The sequence below is a fragment of the Jiella soli genome (genome assembly GCF_020615385.1).
In the GTDB taxonomy this organism is placed as follows: Bacteria; Pseudomonadota; Alphaproteobacteria; order Rhizobiales; family Rhizobiaceae; genus VKMB-3413.
Window position 1 is genome coordinate 67,694 of sequence record NZ_JAJAVB010000016.1, and the last position, 14,907, is coordinate 82,600.

At 67.4% G+C, this 14,907-nt stretch carries 17 protein-coding genes; 6 read left to right on the top strand and 11 right to left on the bottom strand.

Annotated elements, in window-relative coordinates; translation table 11 throughout:
- Positions 1–93: 93 nt before the first annotated feature.
- The gene (locus tag LH400_RS09825) at positions 94–978 is read right to left on the bottom strand and encodes an alpha/beta fold hydrolase (RefSeq protein ID WP_229152500.1); all 885 of its coding nucleotides are present in this window, start codon (positions 976–978) and stop codon (positions 94–96) included.
- A 121-nt stretch (positions 979–1,099) separates the two neighbouring features.
- Here LH400_RS09825 and LH400_RS09830 point away from each other — a divergent pair, with 121 nt between their 5' ends.
- Positions 1,100–1,903 (top strand): exodeoxyribonuclease III, encoded by an 804-nt coding sequence (locus LH400_RS09830; protein ID WP_229152501.1) that lies wholly within the window; start codon positions 1,100–1,102, stop codon positions 1,901–1,903.
- 54 nt (positions 1,904–1,957) lie between these two features.
- On the opposite strand, the gene LH400_RS09835 is transcribed toward LH400_RS09830, so the two are convergent.
- The gene (locus tag LH400_RS09835) at positions 1,958–2,410 is read right to left on the bottom strand and encodes a cyclic nucleotide-binding domain-containing protein (protein WP_229152502.1); all 453 of its coding nucleotides are present in this window, start codon (positions 2,408–2,410) and stop codon (positions 1,958–1,960) included.
- A 239-nt stretch (positions 2,411–2,649) separates the two neighbouring features.
- Complete coding sequence (locus LH400_RS09840) at positions 2,650–3,333, bottom strand: response regulator transcription factor (protein ID WP_229152503.1); 684 nt, start codon at positions 3,331–3,333, stop codon at positions 2,650–2,652.
- A 133-nt stretch (positions 3,334–3,466) separates the two neighbouring features.
- Between LH400_RS09840 and LH400_RS09845 the strand changes: the two genes are divergently transcribed.
- Positions 3,467–3,979 carry a L,D-transpeptidase family protein gene (locus LH400_RS09845; protein ID WP_229152504.1) on the top strand — a complete coding sequence of 171 codons (513 nt, stop codon included), beginning with the start codon at positions 3,467–3,469 and terminating at the stop codon, positions 3,977–3,979.
- A gap of 157 nt (positions 3,980–4,136) precedes the next feature.
- On the top strand, positions 4,137–6,452 hold the full coding sequence (locus LH400_RS09850) for an FdhF/YdeP family oxidoreductase (protein WP_229152505.1): 2,316 nt from the start codon (positions 4,137–4,139) through the stop codon (positions 6,450–6,452).
- 64 nt (positions 6,453–6,516) lie between these two features.
- On the opposite strand, the gene LH400_RS09855 is transcribed toward LH400_RS09850, so the two are convergent.
- From LH400_RS09855 to LH400_RS09870, 4 genes are all read right to left on the bottom strand, one after another.
- A complete protein-coding gene (locus LH400_RS09855) occupies positions 6,517–6,933 on the bottom strand; it encodes a DUF1761 domain-containing protein (protein WP_370638366.1) in 417 nt (138 codons plus the stop codon).
- A gap of 54 nt (positions 6,934–6,987) precedes the next feature.
- On the bottom strand, positions 6,988–7,653 hold the full coding sequence (locus LH400_RS09860; protein WP_229152506.1) for a class I SAM-dependent methyltransferase: 666 nt from the start codon (positions 7,651–7,653) through the stop codon (positions 6,988–6,990).
- Positions 7,650–8,954, bottom strand: a complete 1,305-nt coding sequence (locus LH400_RS09865; protein WP_229152507.1) for an MFS transporter — start codon at positions 8,952–8,954, stop codon at positions 7,650–7,652. Before LH400_RS09865 ends, LH400_RS09860 begins: the two co-directional genes overlap by 4 nt.
- A gap of 198 nt (positions 8,955–9,152) precedes the next feature.
- On the bottom strand, positions 9,153–9,374 hold the full coding sequence (locus LH400_RS09870) for a DUF3072 domain-containing protein (protein WP_229152508.1): 222 nt from the start codon (positions 9,372–9,374) through the stop codon (positions 9,153–9,155).
- Positions 9,375–9,534: 160 nt separating this feature from the next.
- Between LH400_RS09870 and LH400_RS09875 the strand changes: the two genes are divergently transcribed.
- On the top strand, positions 9,535–9,894 hold the full coding sequence (locus LH400_RS09875) for a hypothetical protein (RefSeq protein ID WP_229152509.1): 360 nt from the start codon (positions 9,535–9,537) through the stop codon (positions 9,892–9,894).
- 51 nt (positions 9,895–9,945) lie between these two features.
- Here the strand turns inward: LH400_RS09875 and LH400_RS09880 are convergent, their stop codons facing one another.
- From LH400_RS09880 to tsaD, 4 genes are all read right to left on the bottom strand, one after another.
- On the bottom strand, positions 9,946–10,383 hold the full coding sequence (locus LH400_RS09880) for an EVE domain-containing protein (protein ID WP_229152510.1): 438 nt from the start codon (positions 10,381–10,383) through the stop codon (positions 9,946–9,948).
- Between the two features lie 29 nt (positions 10,384–10,412).
- Complete coding sequence (locus tag LH400_RS09885) at positions 10,413–10,703, bottom strand: YciI-like protein (protein WP_229152511.1); 291 nt, start codon at positions 10,701–10,703, stop codon at positions 10,413–10,415.
- Between the two features lie 103 nt (positions 10,704–10,806).
- Complete coding sequence (locus LH400_RS09890; protein WP_229152512.1) at positions 10,807–11,793, bottom strand: NAD(P)H-dependent glycerol-3-phosphate dehydrogenase; 987 nt, start codon at positions 11,791–11,793, stop codon at positions 10,807–10,809.
- Entirely contained in the window at positions 11,790–12,866 is a 1,077-nt protein-coding gene (tsaD, locus tag LH400_RS09895) for a tRNA (adenosine(37)-N6)-threonylcarbamoyltransferase complex transferase subunit TsaD (RefSeq protein ID WP_229152679.1), read from the bottom strand. The genes LH400_RS09890 and tsaD overlap by 4 nt, the downstream gene beginning before the upstream one ends.
- Before the next feature lie 358 nt (positions 12,867–13,224).
- Here tsaD and hemC point away from each other — a divergent pair, with 358 nt between their 5' ends.
- Positions 13,225–14,163, top strand: coding sequence for a hydroxymethylbilane synthase (gene hemC, locus LH400_RS09900; protein WP_229152513.1), 939 nt, complete (start codon positions 13,225–13,227; stop codon positions 14,161–14,163).
- 37 nt (positions 14,164–14,200) lie between these two features.
- Positions 14,201–14,899, top strand: a complete 699-nt coding sequence (locus LH400_RS09905; RefSeq protein ID WP_229152514.1) for a uroporphyrinogen-III synthase — start codon at positions 14,201–14,203, stop codon at positions 14,897–14,899.
- Positions 14,900–14,907 lie beyond the last annotated feature (8 nt).

Sequence of the window (14,907 nt, forward strand, 5' to 3'; positions counted from 1 at the left end):
CAGGCGCGCAAACGAGCCGGCCGGAACTTCCGGCGATACATGGGCATGAGAGGAGCGGCGTCCGGCGGGCGCCGCTCTTTCGTCTTCAGCGGCTCATCTCGCGAAGAACCGCGCAAGCGCCTGCAGCGTCTCGTCGGGGGCTTCCTCGACGATGAAATGGCCGGCGTCGATCGCTTCCCCGGTGACGCTCTCGCACCAGTCCCGCCAGAGCGTCAGCGGATCGATGCCGTCGCCCGGAATTCCGGCCGATCCCCAAAGCGCGAGTGTCGGCGCCTTGATCCTGCGGCCGGCGGCGCGGTCGTCCCGGTCGAGGCGCCAGTCGATCGTCGCGCCGGCGCGATAGTCGTTGCAGGCAGCCTCGACAGCCTCGGCGCGGGCGAAACTGCCCCGATATTCCGACAGCGCGTCGCCGGCGAAAGGCGCGAGTGAGTTCGTCTTGGTCCAGCTCGCCAGCGTGTGGTCGAGATAGAAGATCCTGTCGGCGCCGATCAGCCGTTCCGGGACGGGGTGCGGCTGGGCGAGGAACATCCAGTGATAGGTCTTGAGGGCGGATTGCGGGGTCATCCGCTCCCAGACCTCGGCCACCGGCACGATGTCGAGGACGGCGAGCTTTTCGATCTCATCCGGCCGGTCGAGCGCCATGCGATAGGCGACCCGTCCGCCCCGGTCGTGGCCGGCGACGGAAAAGCGGTCGTGGCCGAGTTCGGCCATCACCGCCGCCATGTCGCGTCCCATCCGGCGCTTGGAATAGGCGTCGTTGCCGGCATCGTTCGGCGGCGCCGAGGAGCGGCCGTAGCCGCGAAGATCCGGCACGACCACTCGGAACTGACGGGCAAGTTCGGGCGCGATTCCCGCCCACATCGCGCCGGTCTCGGGATAACCGTGAAGGAGGAGCAGCGGCGGCCCGTTGCCGGCGATCCGGCAGAAGATGTCGGCGCCGTCGCCGGCGATCGTCTTCGTCTCGAAGCCATCGAACATCGTGCGTCTCCCGTTTGACCGCAGGAAATTCGGGCGCGGTTCGGCGGCGGCAAGGGTTGCGGTGAAAGGTCTGCGCGCCTAGAGCGGTCGAGACCTTCCGCCTGCCGAAAGACCTCCCCCGATGCCGTTTTCGATCGCCACCTGGAACATCAATTCCGTGCGCCTGCGCATCTCGCTCGTCGAGCGCTTCCTTCAGGAGGAGGCCCCCGACGTCCTCTGCCTGCAGGAGACCAAGTGCACCAACGACCAGTTCCCGGAAAAGGCGTTCCGCGCACTCGGCTACGAGCACATCGCCCTGCATGGCCAGAAGGGCTATCACGGCGTCGCAACCGTTTCGAAGCGGCCCTTTGAGGACATTCTCCGCCAGGATTTCTGCGCCGTCGGCGACGCACGGCACCTGTCGACGCGGCTGGCCGTCGGCGAAAGGCGTATCCGCATCCACAATCTCTACGTCCCGGCGGGCGGCGACGAGCCGGACCCTCAGATCAATCCGAAGTTCCGCCACAAGCTCGACTTCGTGGAGGAACTCCGCCTGATGAACGCGGAGGCCGAGCCCGGCGTCTCGGCGCTGCTTCTCGGCGATCTCAACATCGCGCCTTATGAGACCGACGTGTGGTCGCACAAGCAGCTCCTGAAGATCGTCTCGCACACGCCCGTCGAGACCGAGGGGCTCCTGCGGGCGCAGGCCGATGGCAAGTGGGTCGACCTGATGCGCCATCACATCCCGATGGAGGAGGTGGTTTTCACCTGGTGGAGCTACCGCGCCAAGGACTGGGCGGCCTCGAACCGCGGCCGGCGTCTCGACCACATCTGGGGCTCGGCCGATCTCGCGCCGGCGCTGACCGGCATCGACATCCGCGCCGAGGCGCGCGGCTGGGAAAAGCCCTCCGACCACGTGCCGGTCATCGCGCGGTTCGAATTCTAGGAGCCGAAGAACCTCGTCGCGGCGCTCAAGCCTTAGCGGAAGCGGTCGGGCCGATCAGCTGAACCGCCCCTCCAGCGACAGAATCTGCGCCATCATGTCCTCTAGCTGAACGCGCAGGCGTTCGTGGAGACCGGCCGCGAATTCCGGATATTCCTCCAGCATCCGGCGAAACAGCGGCCGGGTGATGCGGATGACGTTGCACTCGCTCAAGGTCTTGGCGCTCGCGGGACGCTTGGTCTCGGTGATCAGTGCGAGTTCGCCCAGAAGCGTGCCCGGTCCATAGGTGCCGATCACCCTTTCGGCCTCGCCGCGGCCATGCAGCAGCGAGACCTCGCCGGAGACCACGACGAAACCGGCATCGGCGCGCGCGTTCTCGCGAAAGAGGAACTCGTTCGCGTGCAGGCGCCTGTGCTCCGCTCCGAATGCGAGAAGCCGCAGCTGGTCGGTCTCGAGACCGTCGAACAGCGGGACCGTGCGCAGGATGGCGATGTCGCTCTCAAGGCTCATCTCGTCAGCGAACCGCTCTCCCCAGTTCCGTCGGCGGACCCTGCGCCGCTGAAGCGGAGCGTGACGAGCCCGCCCGCCTGCCGCAAGCGGTCGACGCTTGCGCGACGACCTCCGCAATGGCGTCGGGCCATTATGGCCGCAGCGGATTCATAGTGAAACGGAATGGTCGACAAAAGGTAAACGCGTCGTGAAGCCCCAGAAAATCAGAGGCTTCCACAAGATACGCGCAGGTTTCGGCGTTAAGGAACCAGCTTGTACCCGCCGGAATCCGTCACCAGGATGCGGGCGTTGGACGGATCCGGCTCGATCTTCTGACGAAGACGATAGACATGCGTCTCGAGCGTGTGGGTGGTGACCCCGGAATTGTAGCCCCAGACCTCCTCGAGCAGGACGTCGCGCGTGATCACCCGCCGGTCGGCGCGGTAGAGATAGCGGATGATCGCCGTCTCCTTCTCGGTAAGCCGGATCTTGCCGCCCTTGTCGTCGACCAGAATCTTCTGGCTGGGCTTGAAGATGTAGGGGCCGACCTGGAAGGTGGCGTCCTCGCTCTGCTCGTGCTGGCGCAGCTGCGCGCGGATCCGTGCGAGCAGGACCGCGAAGCGGAACGGCTTCGTCACATAGTCGTTGGCGCCCGCCTCGAGCCCGAGGATCGTGTCGGAATCGGTGTCCTGCGCCGTCAGGATGATGATCGGAGCCTTGAAGCCGCCCTTGCGCAGGACCTTCACCGCCTCGCGGCCATCCATGTCGGGCAGGCCGACATCCATGACGACAAGGTCGATCAGCCCAGCCCGTGCCGTCGCGATCCCCTTGGTCGCGTTGGCTTCCTGGAGGACCGTGAACTCCTCATGCAGCGACAGTTGCTCGGCGAGTGTCTGACGCAGGTCGTCGTCGTCATCGACGATGAGAATGCTTCTTGCGCTCATGCTTCCGTCGTTCGATCCCAGGCCCGTTCGGCCGCAGGCGGCCCGATTGGCTGTAACAATGCGTGATATCAGATAGGTCGAATTTGCCGCTGAACAGGGGGACTTTGGGCCTATGCGAAGGAAAATCGACCGGATGATCGTCCGCCGCCTGCCGGGCTCGCCATCGCGCGGCATTCTGGCGGCCGGTCCGCTGCGGCTGGTCTGCGCGCTCGGGCGATCCGGAACCACCGTCTTCAAGAGGGAGGGCGACGGCGCGACGCCGGTCGGGGAGATGGCGGTGCTTTCGGCCTGGCACCGGCCCGGCCGGATGCCGCGGCCGCAAGCGAGGCTGGCGATCCGCCGCATCCGGGAAGGGGTGGACGGCTGGTGCGACGCGCCCGACCACGCGAGCTACAACCGCCATGTCCGCCTGCCGTTTCCGGCAAGCGCGGAAGAGCTCGCCCGCGCCGACCGGCTCTACGATTTCATCGTCGTTCTCGACTTCAACCTTTCCTCGCGTTCGCGCGGGCGCGGCAGCGCGATCTTCCTGCATGTTGCTAAGCCGGGCTATCCGCCGACCGCCGGCTGCATTGCCGTTTCGCCGGCCAACATGCTGCGCCTCGCCCCGCTCCTGTCGCGGCGAACGCGCCTCGTCGTGAGGCGCTGAGGCGGGGCTTTGACGGTGCCCGGGGAAGCGCGCCGGCTATCGGTTCCCGATGCAACCGACCCGTCCCTGGCGAGTTGCTGCACGAGATGTGCGCCGGCTCCGGCCGGCCCCGTGTTGAGGCCGAGACGGGGGTGTCGTACCCCGCAAGGAGGACGAGATGGACCGCAGCGAAGTGACCGATCATCCGAAGATCCAGCCCTATGAGGAGCCGACGGGCGGCTGGGGCTCAGTGAAATCGCTGCTGTCGAAAGCATCGGACGAGGGCCTGCTCGCCTCTACTCTCTGGACGACGATGCAGCGGCAGAACAAGGCCGATGGCTATCAGTGCGTCTCCTGTTCCTGGGCGAAGCCCGCCGATCCTCACACCTTCGAATATTGCGAGAACGGGGCGAAGGCGACGATCTGGGAAATCACGCCGAAACGCTGCGATCGCGAGTTCTTCGCCAAGCACACAGTGTCCGAACTTCTCGAATGGACCGACCACGACCTCGAGAAGCAGGGCCGGCTGACGACGCCGATGAAATACGATTCCTCGCTCGATCAGTTCGTGCCGGTGAAGTGGGAGGATGCCTTCCGCGACATCGGCGCCGAGTTGAAGAGGCTCGATCCCACATCCGTCGTCTTCTACGTCTCCGGCCGGGCCTCGCTGGAAGCCTCGCATATGTGGCAGCTGATGGCCCGTATCTACGGCTCCAACAACCTGCCCGACTCCTCCAACATGTGCCACGAATCGACGTCCGTCGGCCTGCCGGAATCGATCGGTTCGCCGGTCGGCACGGTGACCCTCGCCGATTTCGACCAGTGCGACATGATGTTCTTCTTCGGCCACAACACCGGGACGAACGCCCCGCGCCTGCTCCACTGGGTGCAGGAGGCGCGAAAGCGCGGCGCGCCGGTCATCACCTTCAATCCCGTGCTCGAGCGCGGCCTGATGCGCTTCAAGAATCCGCAGTCGCCGACCGAGATGCTCTCGCCGGACGAGGGCACCAAGATGTCGAGCGACTATTACCAGGTGAAGGGCGGGGGCGACGTGGCGGCGATGACCGGTATCGCCAAGGCGGTCTTCGCGCTCGACGATGCCGCCAAGGAGGCGGGCCGGCCGCGAGTGCTCGACGTTTCCTTCATCGAGGAACACTGCCACGGCTTCGACGAATTCGAGCGTTTCGTGCGCGCCGCCGAATGGGACCAGATCGAGCGCTGCTCCGGCCTGTCGCGCGCCGATCTCGAGCATGTCGGACGCACCTATGCCCGCGCGAGCAAGGTCATCGGCAATTACGGCATGGGCCTCACCCAGCACCGGCACGGCATCGAGAACGTCCAGATGCTGGTGAACCTCCTCCTGATGCGCGGCATGATGGGCAAGCCTGGCGCGGGCATTTCGCCGATCCGCGGCCACTCGAACGTCCAGGGCCAGCGGACCGTCGGCATCACCGAAAAGCTGAAGCTGATCCCGGTCGAGAAGTTCGAGGAGTTCTACGACTTCACCATTCCGAAGGAGGACGGCGTCGACACGGTCGAGGCCTGCGAGGGCATGCTGGACGGGTCGATCAAGGGCTTCGTCTGCCTCGGCGGCAATTTCGCCCGGGCGATCCCGGAGACCGGCCGCATGGAGGAAGCCTGGCGGAAGATGCGGCTCAATGTCCAGGTCTCGACCAAGCTGAACCGGACGCATCTCCTGACTACGGATAAGACCTACATTCTGCCCTGCATCGGGCGGATCGAGCGCGATCACCAGACGAGCGGCCCGCAGACGGTCTCGGTCGAAGATTCGACCGCCTGCATCCACGCCTCCTTCGGCCAGCGCGAGCCGGCCTCGAAGGAACTCCTGTCGGAGCCGAAGATCGTCGCCGAACTCGCCAAGGCGACGGTGGCGGGCAAGTCTTCCGTGCCTTGGGACGAGTGGGTCTCCGACTATGGCAAGGTGCGCGACGCGATCGAACGGGCCTATCCCGACGACTTCAAGGACTTCAACCAGCGCTTCGCCTCGCCCGGCGGGTTCCACCGCGACATCGGCGCCACCAAGCGGGAATGGCGGACGCAGACCGGCAAGGCGAACTTCCTGGTGCCGGAGAGCTTCGACGTCGATCCCGACATCGACACGACGGCGCCGGGCGTTCTCAAGCTGATCACGCTGCGGTCGAACGATCAGTTCAATACGACGATCTACGGCTATGACGACCGTCTGCGCGGCGTCCACGGGACCCGCATGGTGATCCTGATGAACGAGGAGGACATGCGCAGCCTCGGCCTCACGGACCGGGACCGCGTCGATGTCGAGACGTATGCGGATGACGGCATCACGCGACGGGTCGAGAACTACCGCGTGCACGCCTGGCAACTGCCCAAGGGCAATTGCGCGGGCTATTATCCCGAACTCAACGCGCTGATCCCGCTCTGGCATCATTCCCGGCGGGCGCATGTGCCGGCGGCAAAGTCCGTGCCTGTGCGGCTGATCAAACGGGCGGCGGCGTAGCCTCCACCGCAGGAATGAACAAGGGTAGCGCCCGCGGCCGGCCTGATCCGGTCCGCGGGCGTTACTATTGGAAGGCGCCGAGGATGGCGCCCTGCGCCAGAAGCACGAAGAACCAGTGCCCGCCGTCGATCAGCGGCAGATCCCAGGCGAAGCCCTGATTGCGGGTGTTGGCGATCACCGTCGTTGCGATGAAGCCGATCCAGAGGAAGACCGCGGAGGCGAGGGCATCGGCGAGCGTGTAACCTTCGAAATGGCCGAGCAGCACGGCAAAGATCAGGGCCATGACGAGTTCGCATAGGAAAGCCGTGGCGATGATGGCGGGCAGCGGACGCGCCATCGCCGGCGACATCCGCGCGGCCCTGAACCAGACTTTTCCGAAAGCCGTGTACCAGATCGTGCCGACGATCATCGAGGCGACCGCTGCCATGAAAACAGCGAAGTAATCGACCGCCGGTACCGACATCGCCAGAGCCCCTCGCATTCCCCGCAACCGAGAATGACGTTCACCCTGGCGAGGGTCAAGTTTTGCGGAGGTTCAAGTCGCCGCGGGTGCCCAGCGCCAGACCACTGCCTGCTTCACCTCGGCATCCTCGAGCGCGCGGGTGACCGACACGCGATATTCTGCGAGTTTCTGCAGCCTGCCGCCCGGCAGATAGGCGCGGCCGGGATCGCCCACGATGACGGTTTTTCCCTCTGCCGTGAGTCGATCGAACCAGGGCACGAGCGCGCCGGCGAGGTCGCGGTCGAAGAAGACGTCGCCGGCAAGGAGAATGTCGGCGTCAATCGGTTGACCGATCAGATCCTCGACCCGCATCTTGACCTCCACCCCGTTCAGCGCCGTGTTCAGCCGGACGGCGGCAGCGGTGAACGGGTCCGTGTCAGCGGCGAGGACATGGGCCGCTCCTGCGCTGGCGGCAGCGATCGCCACCAGGCCCGAACCGGTTGCGAAATCCAGCACCTGTCGGCCGGCCATGAGCGAAGGGTTGTCGAGGACGTAGCGGGCGAGCGCCTGGCCGCCGGCCCAGGCGAAGGCCCAGAACGGCGGCGGCAGGCCGATGGCTTCCAGTTCGGCCTCGGTCTTCAGCCAGAGTTCGTGCGCCTCGTCGGCAAGATGGAGCCGGATTTCCGGCACGTGCGGCGGCGACAGGACGGCGGTGTTCGCGCGGATGAAATCCTCGGCGCGGTCGGGATCGAGGGTCATGCCTCGCTCTGCACCTCGTCGAGCTTCAGGGCAACCGGCACCGACGCCGCGCAAAGCAGCGCGAAGGCGATCAGCACGGCCGCGGCGCCGAGAGCTTCCGCGAGAAGGCCGAAGGCGCCCATGACGAGGAGCACCACGCCGATCGCCGTATTGGAGAAGGCCGTGTAGATCGCCCGGTCGTCGGCCGGCGCCATGTCGACGAGATAAGTCTTCCGCCCGAGCCGCACGCCCTGATAGGCCATCATCAAGACGAAGAGGGAGAAGGGCGCCGCCGTCTGCCAGAGGTCTGGCGACAGGAACAGCGCGGCGGCCGCGGAGGCGGCCAGGACGACGGCGCCGAGTGCTCCGGACAGGGCGAGGACCTTGCGGCTGGAGCGGTCCGACATCGTGCCCCAGACGGTGGAGCCGAGGACCGCTGCCACCGACGAGGCGATGACGAAGGCGCCGAGACTGCCGAGCGCCCGTCCGCCATCCGCGCCCGCGGACAGGAGGAGGTAGGGCGGCGCGAGGGCCGTGGCAGTCAGGAGCGCTCTTGCGACGACGAAGGCCCTGAACTGCGGGGCGCGCCAGAGCCTCCGCCCGCTGGAGAGGATCGCCGACAGGCCGTTCTCGCCGCCGCCGGTGGCGCCGGCCTCTTCGTCCAGAAGGGTGAAGACGAAGGCGGCGATGCCCCACAGCCCGGCTGCGACCGCGAGCCCGATCAGGAGCAAGCCCCGCTCCAGCGGCAGGAGACCGAAGGCGAGTGCCGCGCCATAGGCGAACACCACGGCCGCGCCGATCGAGCCCGCGATGCCGGTGATCGTGCCGCGGCGGGTCTTGGCGACGGTCTTGCCGAGGACGTCCTTGTGCGAAACGGAGGCGAGCGATCGCCCGAGCGCGAAGACCGCCAGCAGGCCGACGCTCAGCCATCCCGCGAGAGAGCCGTCGAAGAAGGCGAGCGTCAGCGCGATGCCGGCCACGGCCAGCCCTTCGACGGCCGAGCCCGCCGCCCAGGCCCATTTGCGCCGCGGCATTGCGCGGACCCGGTGCGAGACGAGGATCTGCGGCAGGAGAGCGAGCGACTCCCGCACCGGCACGAGCATGCCGATCGCCGCGCCCGGCGCGCCGACCGAGTGCAGAAGGAAGGGCAGGATGAGCTTGGGATCGAGAAGGCCGTCGCCGATCTTCGTGGCGGTCATGCTGACGAGATGGAGGCCGGCATTGCGCGGCTGATGACGGCAGGCCGATTCGGGAATGTCCTTGCAGACCCGGTTTTCCTCGTCGCCGGAAAAGAGGTGCTGCAATTGTCCGACTGTATTCATTCCCGTCCCGATCCACCCGTGTCGACCTGGGCGAGTAGTTTAGAACGCTTCCAATCGGGATCAACGTGGAAGGCGCGATGCCGCGTCGGACGACAGGGCATGAAAAAGCCCGCCGCCTCAGTTGGCAGCGGGCTCATCTCGCATCTCGTCGATGGAAGACCACGATGGCCTGACGATCCGGATTTTCCGGGCGCGCCCTCAGGCGCTTTTCACGCGCTCGCTCTCGTGGCGGAGTTCGTCGATCAGCTTCGAAGCATCGGCCTTGGTCAGATCCGCGTCGAACGGATGGCCGGTCTCTTCGCACAGGGTCTTCAGATAGGAGGCCTGCGCGCCGGTCATCGGCTCGCCCCCGGTGGTCCAGTTCGACGGATCCTTCTCGGTGTTGGATCCCGTGTCGGTCTTGGGTTCAAGTTCGTCCATTGCTGACTCCCTGCTTTCATTGTTCCTGAAATGTTCCCAGCGGCGGATGGTTCCGATGCACCCTCCGGACGAGTGAGAGGGAAAGAAGCTCAAAGCTATTTACGTTAGGTAATTTTGGTTGTATTTGTGTCATGCATTGCAACCATTACGGGAGGAAGACATGCCGACGTTTTACCAGTTTGACCAGAATGCGGTGCAGGCGGCGCTCGACGCTGCCAAGCAGGACTTCGCCGAAGGCGACATCCAGACACTCACCGCCCGCGGCGCGGTGACGAAGAGCAGTGAGCGGAGCTTGCTGGCGGAATGCGTCAAGGTCGTAATCGAGGACCACAAGGTCTGCGTCGACCTGCCGCTCGGGCTCGGCAAGCACTGCATTCCGGTTCCGATCAATATCCCGAACGGCGAGGCGGGCAGCGCCTGCCTCACGATCTGCACGACGATCGGCTTTCCCACAGGCGTGAAGGTCTCGGTGATTGTGGCCGGCATCACCGTCGTTTCGGAGACGTTCGGCAAATGCTGACGAGAGGCGCTTAGAGCCCCGGAACCGCCTGCGACGGATCGTGGGCGGTTCTCAGCCCTTCATCGCCGTCTTCGGATCGAGGTTGCCCATCTCGCAGACCTTGGCGAACTCGGCATCGCCGACCGGCTGGACCGAGAGGCGCGAATTGTTGACCAGCACCATGTCCTTCAGCGCCGGCTCGGCCTTGATCTCATCGAGCGTGACCGGCCGCGGCACGTCCATGACCGCCTTGAGGTCGACGCACTCCCATTTCGGATCGTCGGCGGTCGAATCCGGATGGGCCGTCGCGATCACCTCGACGATGCCGACGACGGCCTTGCCTTCGTTGGAATGGTAGAAGAATCCGCGATCGCCGACCGCCATCTCCCGCATGAAGTTGCGCGCCTGGTAGTTGCGCACCCCGTCCCATTCCTGGCCCTTGTCGCCGGCCTTCTTCTGATGGTCGAAGGACCATTTGTGCGGCTCGGACTTGAACAGCCAGTAGCGCATGGCGCAATCCCCCTCGATGGCGTCCGGGCTCAGGCGGCGTCCGGGTTCTTCATGGTCCAGTTCCAGCGCCGGACGGTGACGTCGGCGAACAGCCCGGCCTTGGCATAGGGATCGGCCTCGGCCACCGCGATCGCCTCGGCCTCGTCGGCGACGTCGACGACGACGAGGCTGCCGCAGGGCTTGTCCTCGGCGTTGAGGAAGGGACCCGCGAGCTTCAGCCTGTCCCCGAGCCCGTTCAGATGGGTGAGGTGTTCCGGCCGGGTGTCCATGCGCAGCTGCAGGGAACCGGGCTTGTCGTTGCATAGAATCGCAAAGAGCATGGGATGAGCCTTCGGGAATGCGTGCCGGCTGGAAGGGCCGTTCAAAGGCTCGGCCGGCACAAGGAAAGGGTTTGGCGTCAGCTACCGCGCGGCGGCCGGGAGTTCAACCGCCGACCTCCCGCTTGAGCGGCCGGGCGAGCAGCGTCTGGACGGCCTCGTCGACCGTCATCCGGCCCGCCAGGAGCGCGGCCACGGTGGCGATGATCGGCGCGTCGATCCCATGTTCGCTCGCGAGCCTGGCCGCGATCTCGGCGCTGAAGACACCCTCGGCGAGCTTCAGCCCCGAGCGGTCGTCGCCGCGCCCGAGCGCCACGCCATAGGCGAAGTTGCGCGATTGCGGGCCCGAGCAGGTGAGCACGAGATCGCCGAGGCCGGACAGGCCCATCAGCGTGTCCGGCCGGCCGCCGAGCGCCTCGCCGAGGCGCCTGAGTTCGACGAAGCCGCGGGTGACGATGGCTGCGCTCGCCGATGCGCCGAGGCCCCGGCCGGCGACGGCCCCGGCGGCGAGCGCCAGGACGTTCTTCAGCGCGCCGCCCGCCTCGACCCCGCGCATGTCGCTGGAGGCATAGCCGCGAAAGCTATCGGTGGAGAGCATCCGCGCCGCCGCGTCCGCCTGAAGCTCGTCGGGCGCCGCGATGGTGACGGCGGTCGGCAGGCCGCGCACGACGTCGCCGGCAAAGCTCGGGCCGGACAGCACCGCAAGACGCCGCTCGTGCCCGGCGGCCTCATAGAAGATCTCGGAGGCAAAGCGGCCGGAGGAGCGCTCGATCCCCTTGGCGCACAGGACGGTGAGCGCGCCGGCGGGAATGGCGGGCGACAGCGCGGCGGCCGCCGCCGCGAGGCTCTGCGCGGGAACCACGAGAAGCACGACGTTAGCGCCGGCGAGCGCCCCTTCCGGATCGGTGGTGGCGGCGAGCGAGGCGGGCAGGGGGATGCCCGGCAGGTAGCGCGGGTTTTCGTGCGTCTCGGCGATGGCCGCCGCGGTGTCGGGATCGCGCGCATAGAGCGTCGTCGCGTGACCGGCCCGGGCATAGAGCGCGCCGAGCGCCGTGCCCCAGGCGCCGCCGCCGATCACCGCGAACCGGCTCACGCCTTGGCCCCCCGGCGTCCGAAGCCGACCACGGGCTGCGAGCGCTCGTCGAGCGGCCAGCGCGAGCGCACCGGTGCATCGAGCCCATCTGCCCGGCCGGCCTCGAAACGTTCGAGGCCTGCATAGGCGATCATCGCGCCATTGTCGGTGCAGAGCGCCAGGGGCGGCGCGACGAGCCGGACGCCGGCCTTGTCCGCTTCGCCTTCGAGGGCCACGCGAATCGCCCGGTTGGCCGCGACGCCGCCGGCGACCGCCAGGACCGGGCCGGCAAGCGTGGGATAGGTCTCGCGGAAGCGCTTCAGCGCCCGGCCGATCCTGTCGGCGAGTGTTTCCGCCGCCGCCGCCTGGAAGCTCGCGCACAGATCCGCGACGTCCTGTTCGCCCAGCGGCGCAGCACCCTCGGCGGCAAGGCGAAGGGCGGTCTTGAGGCCGGAGAAGGAGAAGTCGAGCCGTGCCTCGCCCTTCAGCGGCCGGGGTAGGGAAAACCGCTTCGGGTCGCCGGTCGCCGCCCGCTTCTCGACATTCGGCCCGCCCGGATGCGGCAGCGCCAGGAGCTTGGCCGTCTTGTCGAAGGCCTCGCCCAGCGCGTCGTCGATCGTCGTGCCCCAGCGCTCATAGTCTCCGAGGCCGCGGACGAGGATGATCTGGCTGTGGCCGCCGGAGACGAGAAGCAGGAGATAGGGATAGGCGAGGCCGTCGGTCAGGCGCGGCGTCAGCGCATGGCCTTCGAGATGATTGACCGCGAGGAAGGGCAGGGCATGCGCGGCGGCGATCGCCTTGCCGGTCATCGCGCCGACGATCAGCCCGCCGACAAGGCCGGGCCCGACCGTCGCGGCGACGGCCGCAAGCTCGCCGAAGCCGACTTGCGCCTCGATCATTGCCGCGCGCACGATCCCGTCCACGGCCTCGACATGGGCCCTCGCGGCGATCTCCGGCACGACGCCGCCGAAGGCCGCATGCTCCTCGACCTGCGAGAGCACGACGTTCGACAGGATCACCGGCGCGCCGGACGGGGAGCGGCCGACGATCGCGGCGGCGGTCTCGTCGCAGCTCGTCTCGATGCCGAGGACCAGCGAGCCGGGGACGAAAGGTCCGGGAGCGTCTGATGCGGAGGCTGAGCTGCCGTCTGGGGAGGCGTTCGGCGTCAAGTGCGGGTCTCGTCGGATTGGGGGCGCCGTTCGCAGATAGTCCATCGCGACGCAACCTGCCACCGCCGAAGCCGGCGATGCGGATCTTGCGGCAGCGTTCGCGCGATGGGTTTCATCCGTCCGCGACGGCCGAGCGCCAGACCGGCGGGGCGGCCTCCGCGCGCACCCCTCCCTGAGCCGGCGGCCGACAAATTCCTGCCGATGAGAGTTTCGTCCGTCGATGCCGCGCTCTAAGAAGGTCGGGACGGGCCCTCCGCGGCAAGATCGACAATGGGAGACCAATGTGAGTTCGAGCGATGTGATCCGGATCGGAACCCGCGGCAGCCAGCTGGCTCTCGCCCAGGCGAGTGAGGTCCGGGCCCGGCTGATGGCGGCGCACGATCTGCCGGAATCGGCCTTCGCGATCGAGGTCATCTCGACGTCCGGCGATCGGATCCTCGACCGGCCGTTGTCGGAAGTCGGCGGCAAGGGCCTGTTCACCAAGGAGATCGAGCTCGCGCTCCTCGACGCCCGCATCGACCTCGCCGTGCATTCCTCCAAGGACATGGCAACGGCGCTGCCGGACGGCCTCAAGATCACCGGCTTTCTGCCGCGCGAAGATGTGCGTGATGTCTTCATCGGCCGCAAGGTCCCGTCGATCCGCGACCTGCCCGAGGGCGCGACGATCGGTTCGGCCTCGCTTCGGCGCCAGGCGATCCTGAAGCGCATGCGCCCCGACCTCAACGTCGTCATCTTCCGCGGCAATGTTCAGACCCGGCTGCGCAAGCTGGAAGAGGGCCAGGCCGAGGGCACGCTTCTCGCGCTCGCCGGGCTGAAGCGCATGGACATGGTGTCGGTGGCGACCGAGATCCTGTCGCCGAAGGATTTTCCGCCGGCGCCGGGCCAGGGCGCGATCTGCATCGAGAACCGCATCGGCGACGAGCGGGTCGACGGGCTCGTGGCCGCGATCTCCGACCGGGCGACGACGATCGCGCTGACCGCCGAGCGCGCCTTTCTCGCCGAGCTCGACGGATCCTGCCGCACGCCGATCGCGGCCTATGCCGAACACCGCGACGACGGGACGCTGATGCTCCACGGCGTCATCCTGACGCCGGACGGCACGGCGATGCACGAGACGGTCCGCACCGGGATCGGCGAGGACGCCGAGGCGATGGGGCGGCTCGCCGGCCGGGACGTGCTGCAAGCGGCCGGACCGGATTTCTTCAAGGGCTGGGCTGAGTGAAGCGCCGCTCCCCGCCGCTCCGCGGACCGCGGCACGCATGGCAAATGTCCTGATCCTGCGCGAACGCGAGGACGGCGAGCGGACCGCCGCCTCGCTTAGCGAGCGCGGCCACGTTCCGCTGATTCTGCCGATGGAGGCGACACGCCGTCTCGAGGCGCCGCCGCCGCCCGGCGCATTCGCAGGTTTCGCGCTCACCAGCGCAAGGGCCGTGCCGGCTCTCGCGGAACACTTTTCGGGCGATCCCCGCCCTGTCTTCTGCGTCGGCGAGCGCACAGCCGCCGCCGCCCGCGCAGTGGGCTTCCCCAGCGTGCGGACTGGGGAGGGGACCGCCGCCGATCTCGCGGCGCTTGCCACTGATGCCGGCCTCGACGGGGAGCGCGGCCTCCTCTACGCGGCGGGCCGCCGGAGGACCGGGACCTTGGAACGTTCGCTTGAGGCCGCCGGTATCCGCCATGTGGTATGGGAGGTTTACGAGACCGTTGCCGCCCGCCCCGATGCGGCCACGGTCGCCTCGCTCCTCGAAGGCCGGCGGCCGGATGTCGCCCTTCTTCTGTCGGCCGGCCAGGCCGAGGCCTTTGCCTGGCTGGCTGAGCGCCACGCCGGATTTCTCAACCCGCCGCCGCGGCTGCTTGCGCTGTCGCCGCGGATCGCCGCAGCCCTGCCGCCGGAGTTGGCGAGCGCTGCGGAGATTTCTCCAACGCCTCGTCTCTCCTCGCTTTTCGAACGCATCGGGTAACCTAGTTT

Excerpts from the sequence above, each read along its gene's own strand:
- LH400_RS09825 (WP_229152500.1), bottom strand. The coding sequence starts at position 978 with ATGTTCGATGGCTTCGAGACGAAGACGATCGCCGGCGACGGCGCCGAC.
- LH400_RS09830 (WP_229152501.1), top strand. The coding sequence starts at position 1,100 with ATGCCGTTTTCGATCGCCACCTGGAACATCAATTCCGTGCGCCTGCGC.
- LH400_RS09835 (WP_229152502.1), bottom strand. The coding sequence starts at position 2,410 with ATGAGCCTTGAGAGCGACATCGCCATCCTGCGCACGGTCCCGCTGTTC.
- LH400_RS09840 (WP_229152503.1), bottom strand. The coding sequence starts at position 3,333 with ATGAGCGCAAGAAGCATTCTCATCGTCGATGACGACGACGACCTGCGT.
- LH400_RS09845 (WP_229152504.1), top strand. The coding sequence starts at position 3,467 with ATGATCGTCCGCCGCCTGCCGGGCTCGCCATCGCGCGGCATTCTGGCG.
- LH400_RS09850 (WP_229152505.1), top strand. The coding sequence starts at position 4,137 with ATGGACCGCAGCGAAGTGACCGATCATCCGAAGATCCAGCCCTATGAG.
- LH400_RS09855 (WP_370638366.1), bottom strand. The coding sequence starts at position 6,933 with ATGCGAGGGGCTCTGGCGATGTCGGTACCGGCGGTCGATTACTTCGCT.
- LH400_RS09860 (WP_229152506.1), bottom strand. The coding sequence starts at position 7,653 with ATGACCCTCGATCCCGACCGCGCCGAGGATTTCATCCGCGCGAACACC.
- LH400_RS09865 (WP_229152507.1), bottom strand. The coding sequence starts at position 8,954 with ATGAATACAGTCGGACAATTGCAGCACCTCTTTTCCGGCGACGAGGAA.
- LH400_RS09870 (WP_229152508.1), bottom strand. The coding sequence starts at position 9,374 with ATGGACGAACTTGAACCCAAGACCGACACGGGATCCAACACCGAGAAG.
- LH400_RS09875 (WP_229152509.1), top strand. The coding sequence starts at position 9,535 with ATGCCGACGTTTTACCAGTTTGACCAGAATGCGGTGCAGGCGGCGCTC.
- LH400_RS09880 (WP_229152510.1), bottom strand. The coding sequence starts at position 10,383 with ATGCGCTACTGGCTGTTCAAGTCCGAGCCGCACAAATGGTCCTTCGAC.
- LH400_RS09885 (WP_229152511.1), bottom strand. The coding sequence starts at position 10,703 with ATGCTCTTTGCGATTCTATGCAACGACAAGCCCGGTTCCCTGCAGCTG.
- LH400_RS09905 (WP_229152514.1), top strand. The coding sequence starts at position 14,201 with ATGGCAAATGTCCTGATCCTGCGCGAACGCGAGGACGGCGAGCGGACC.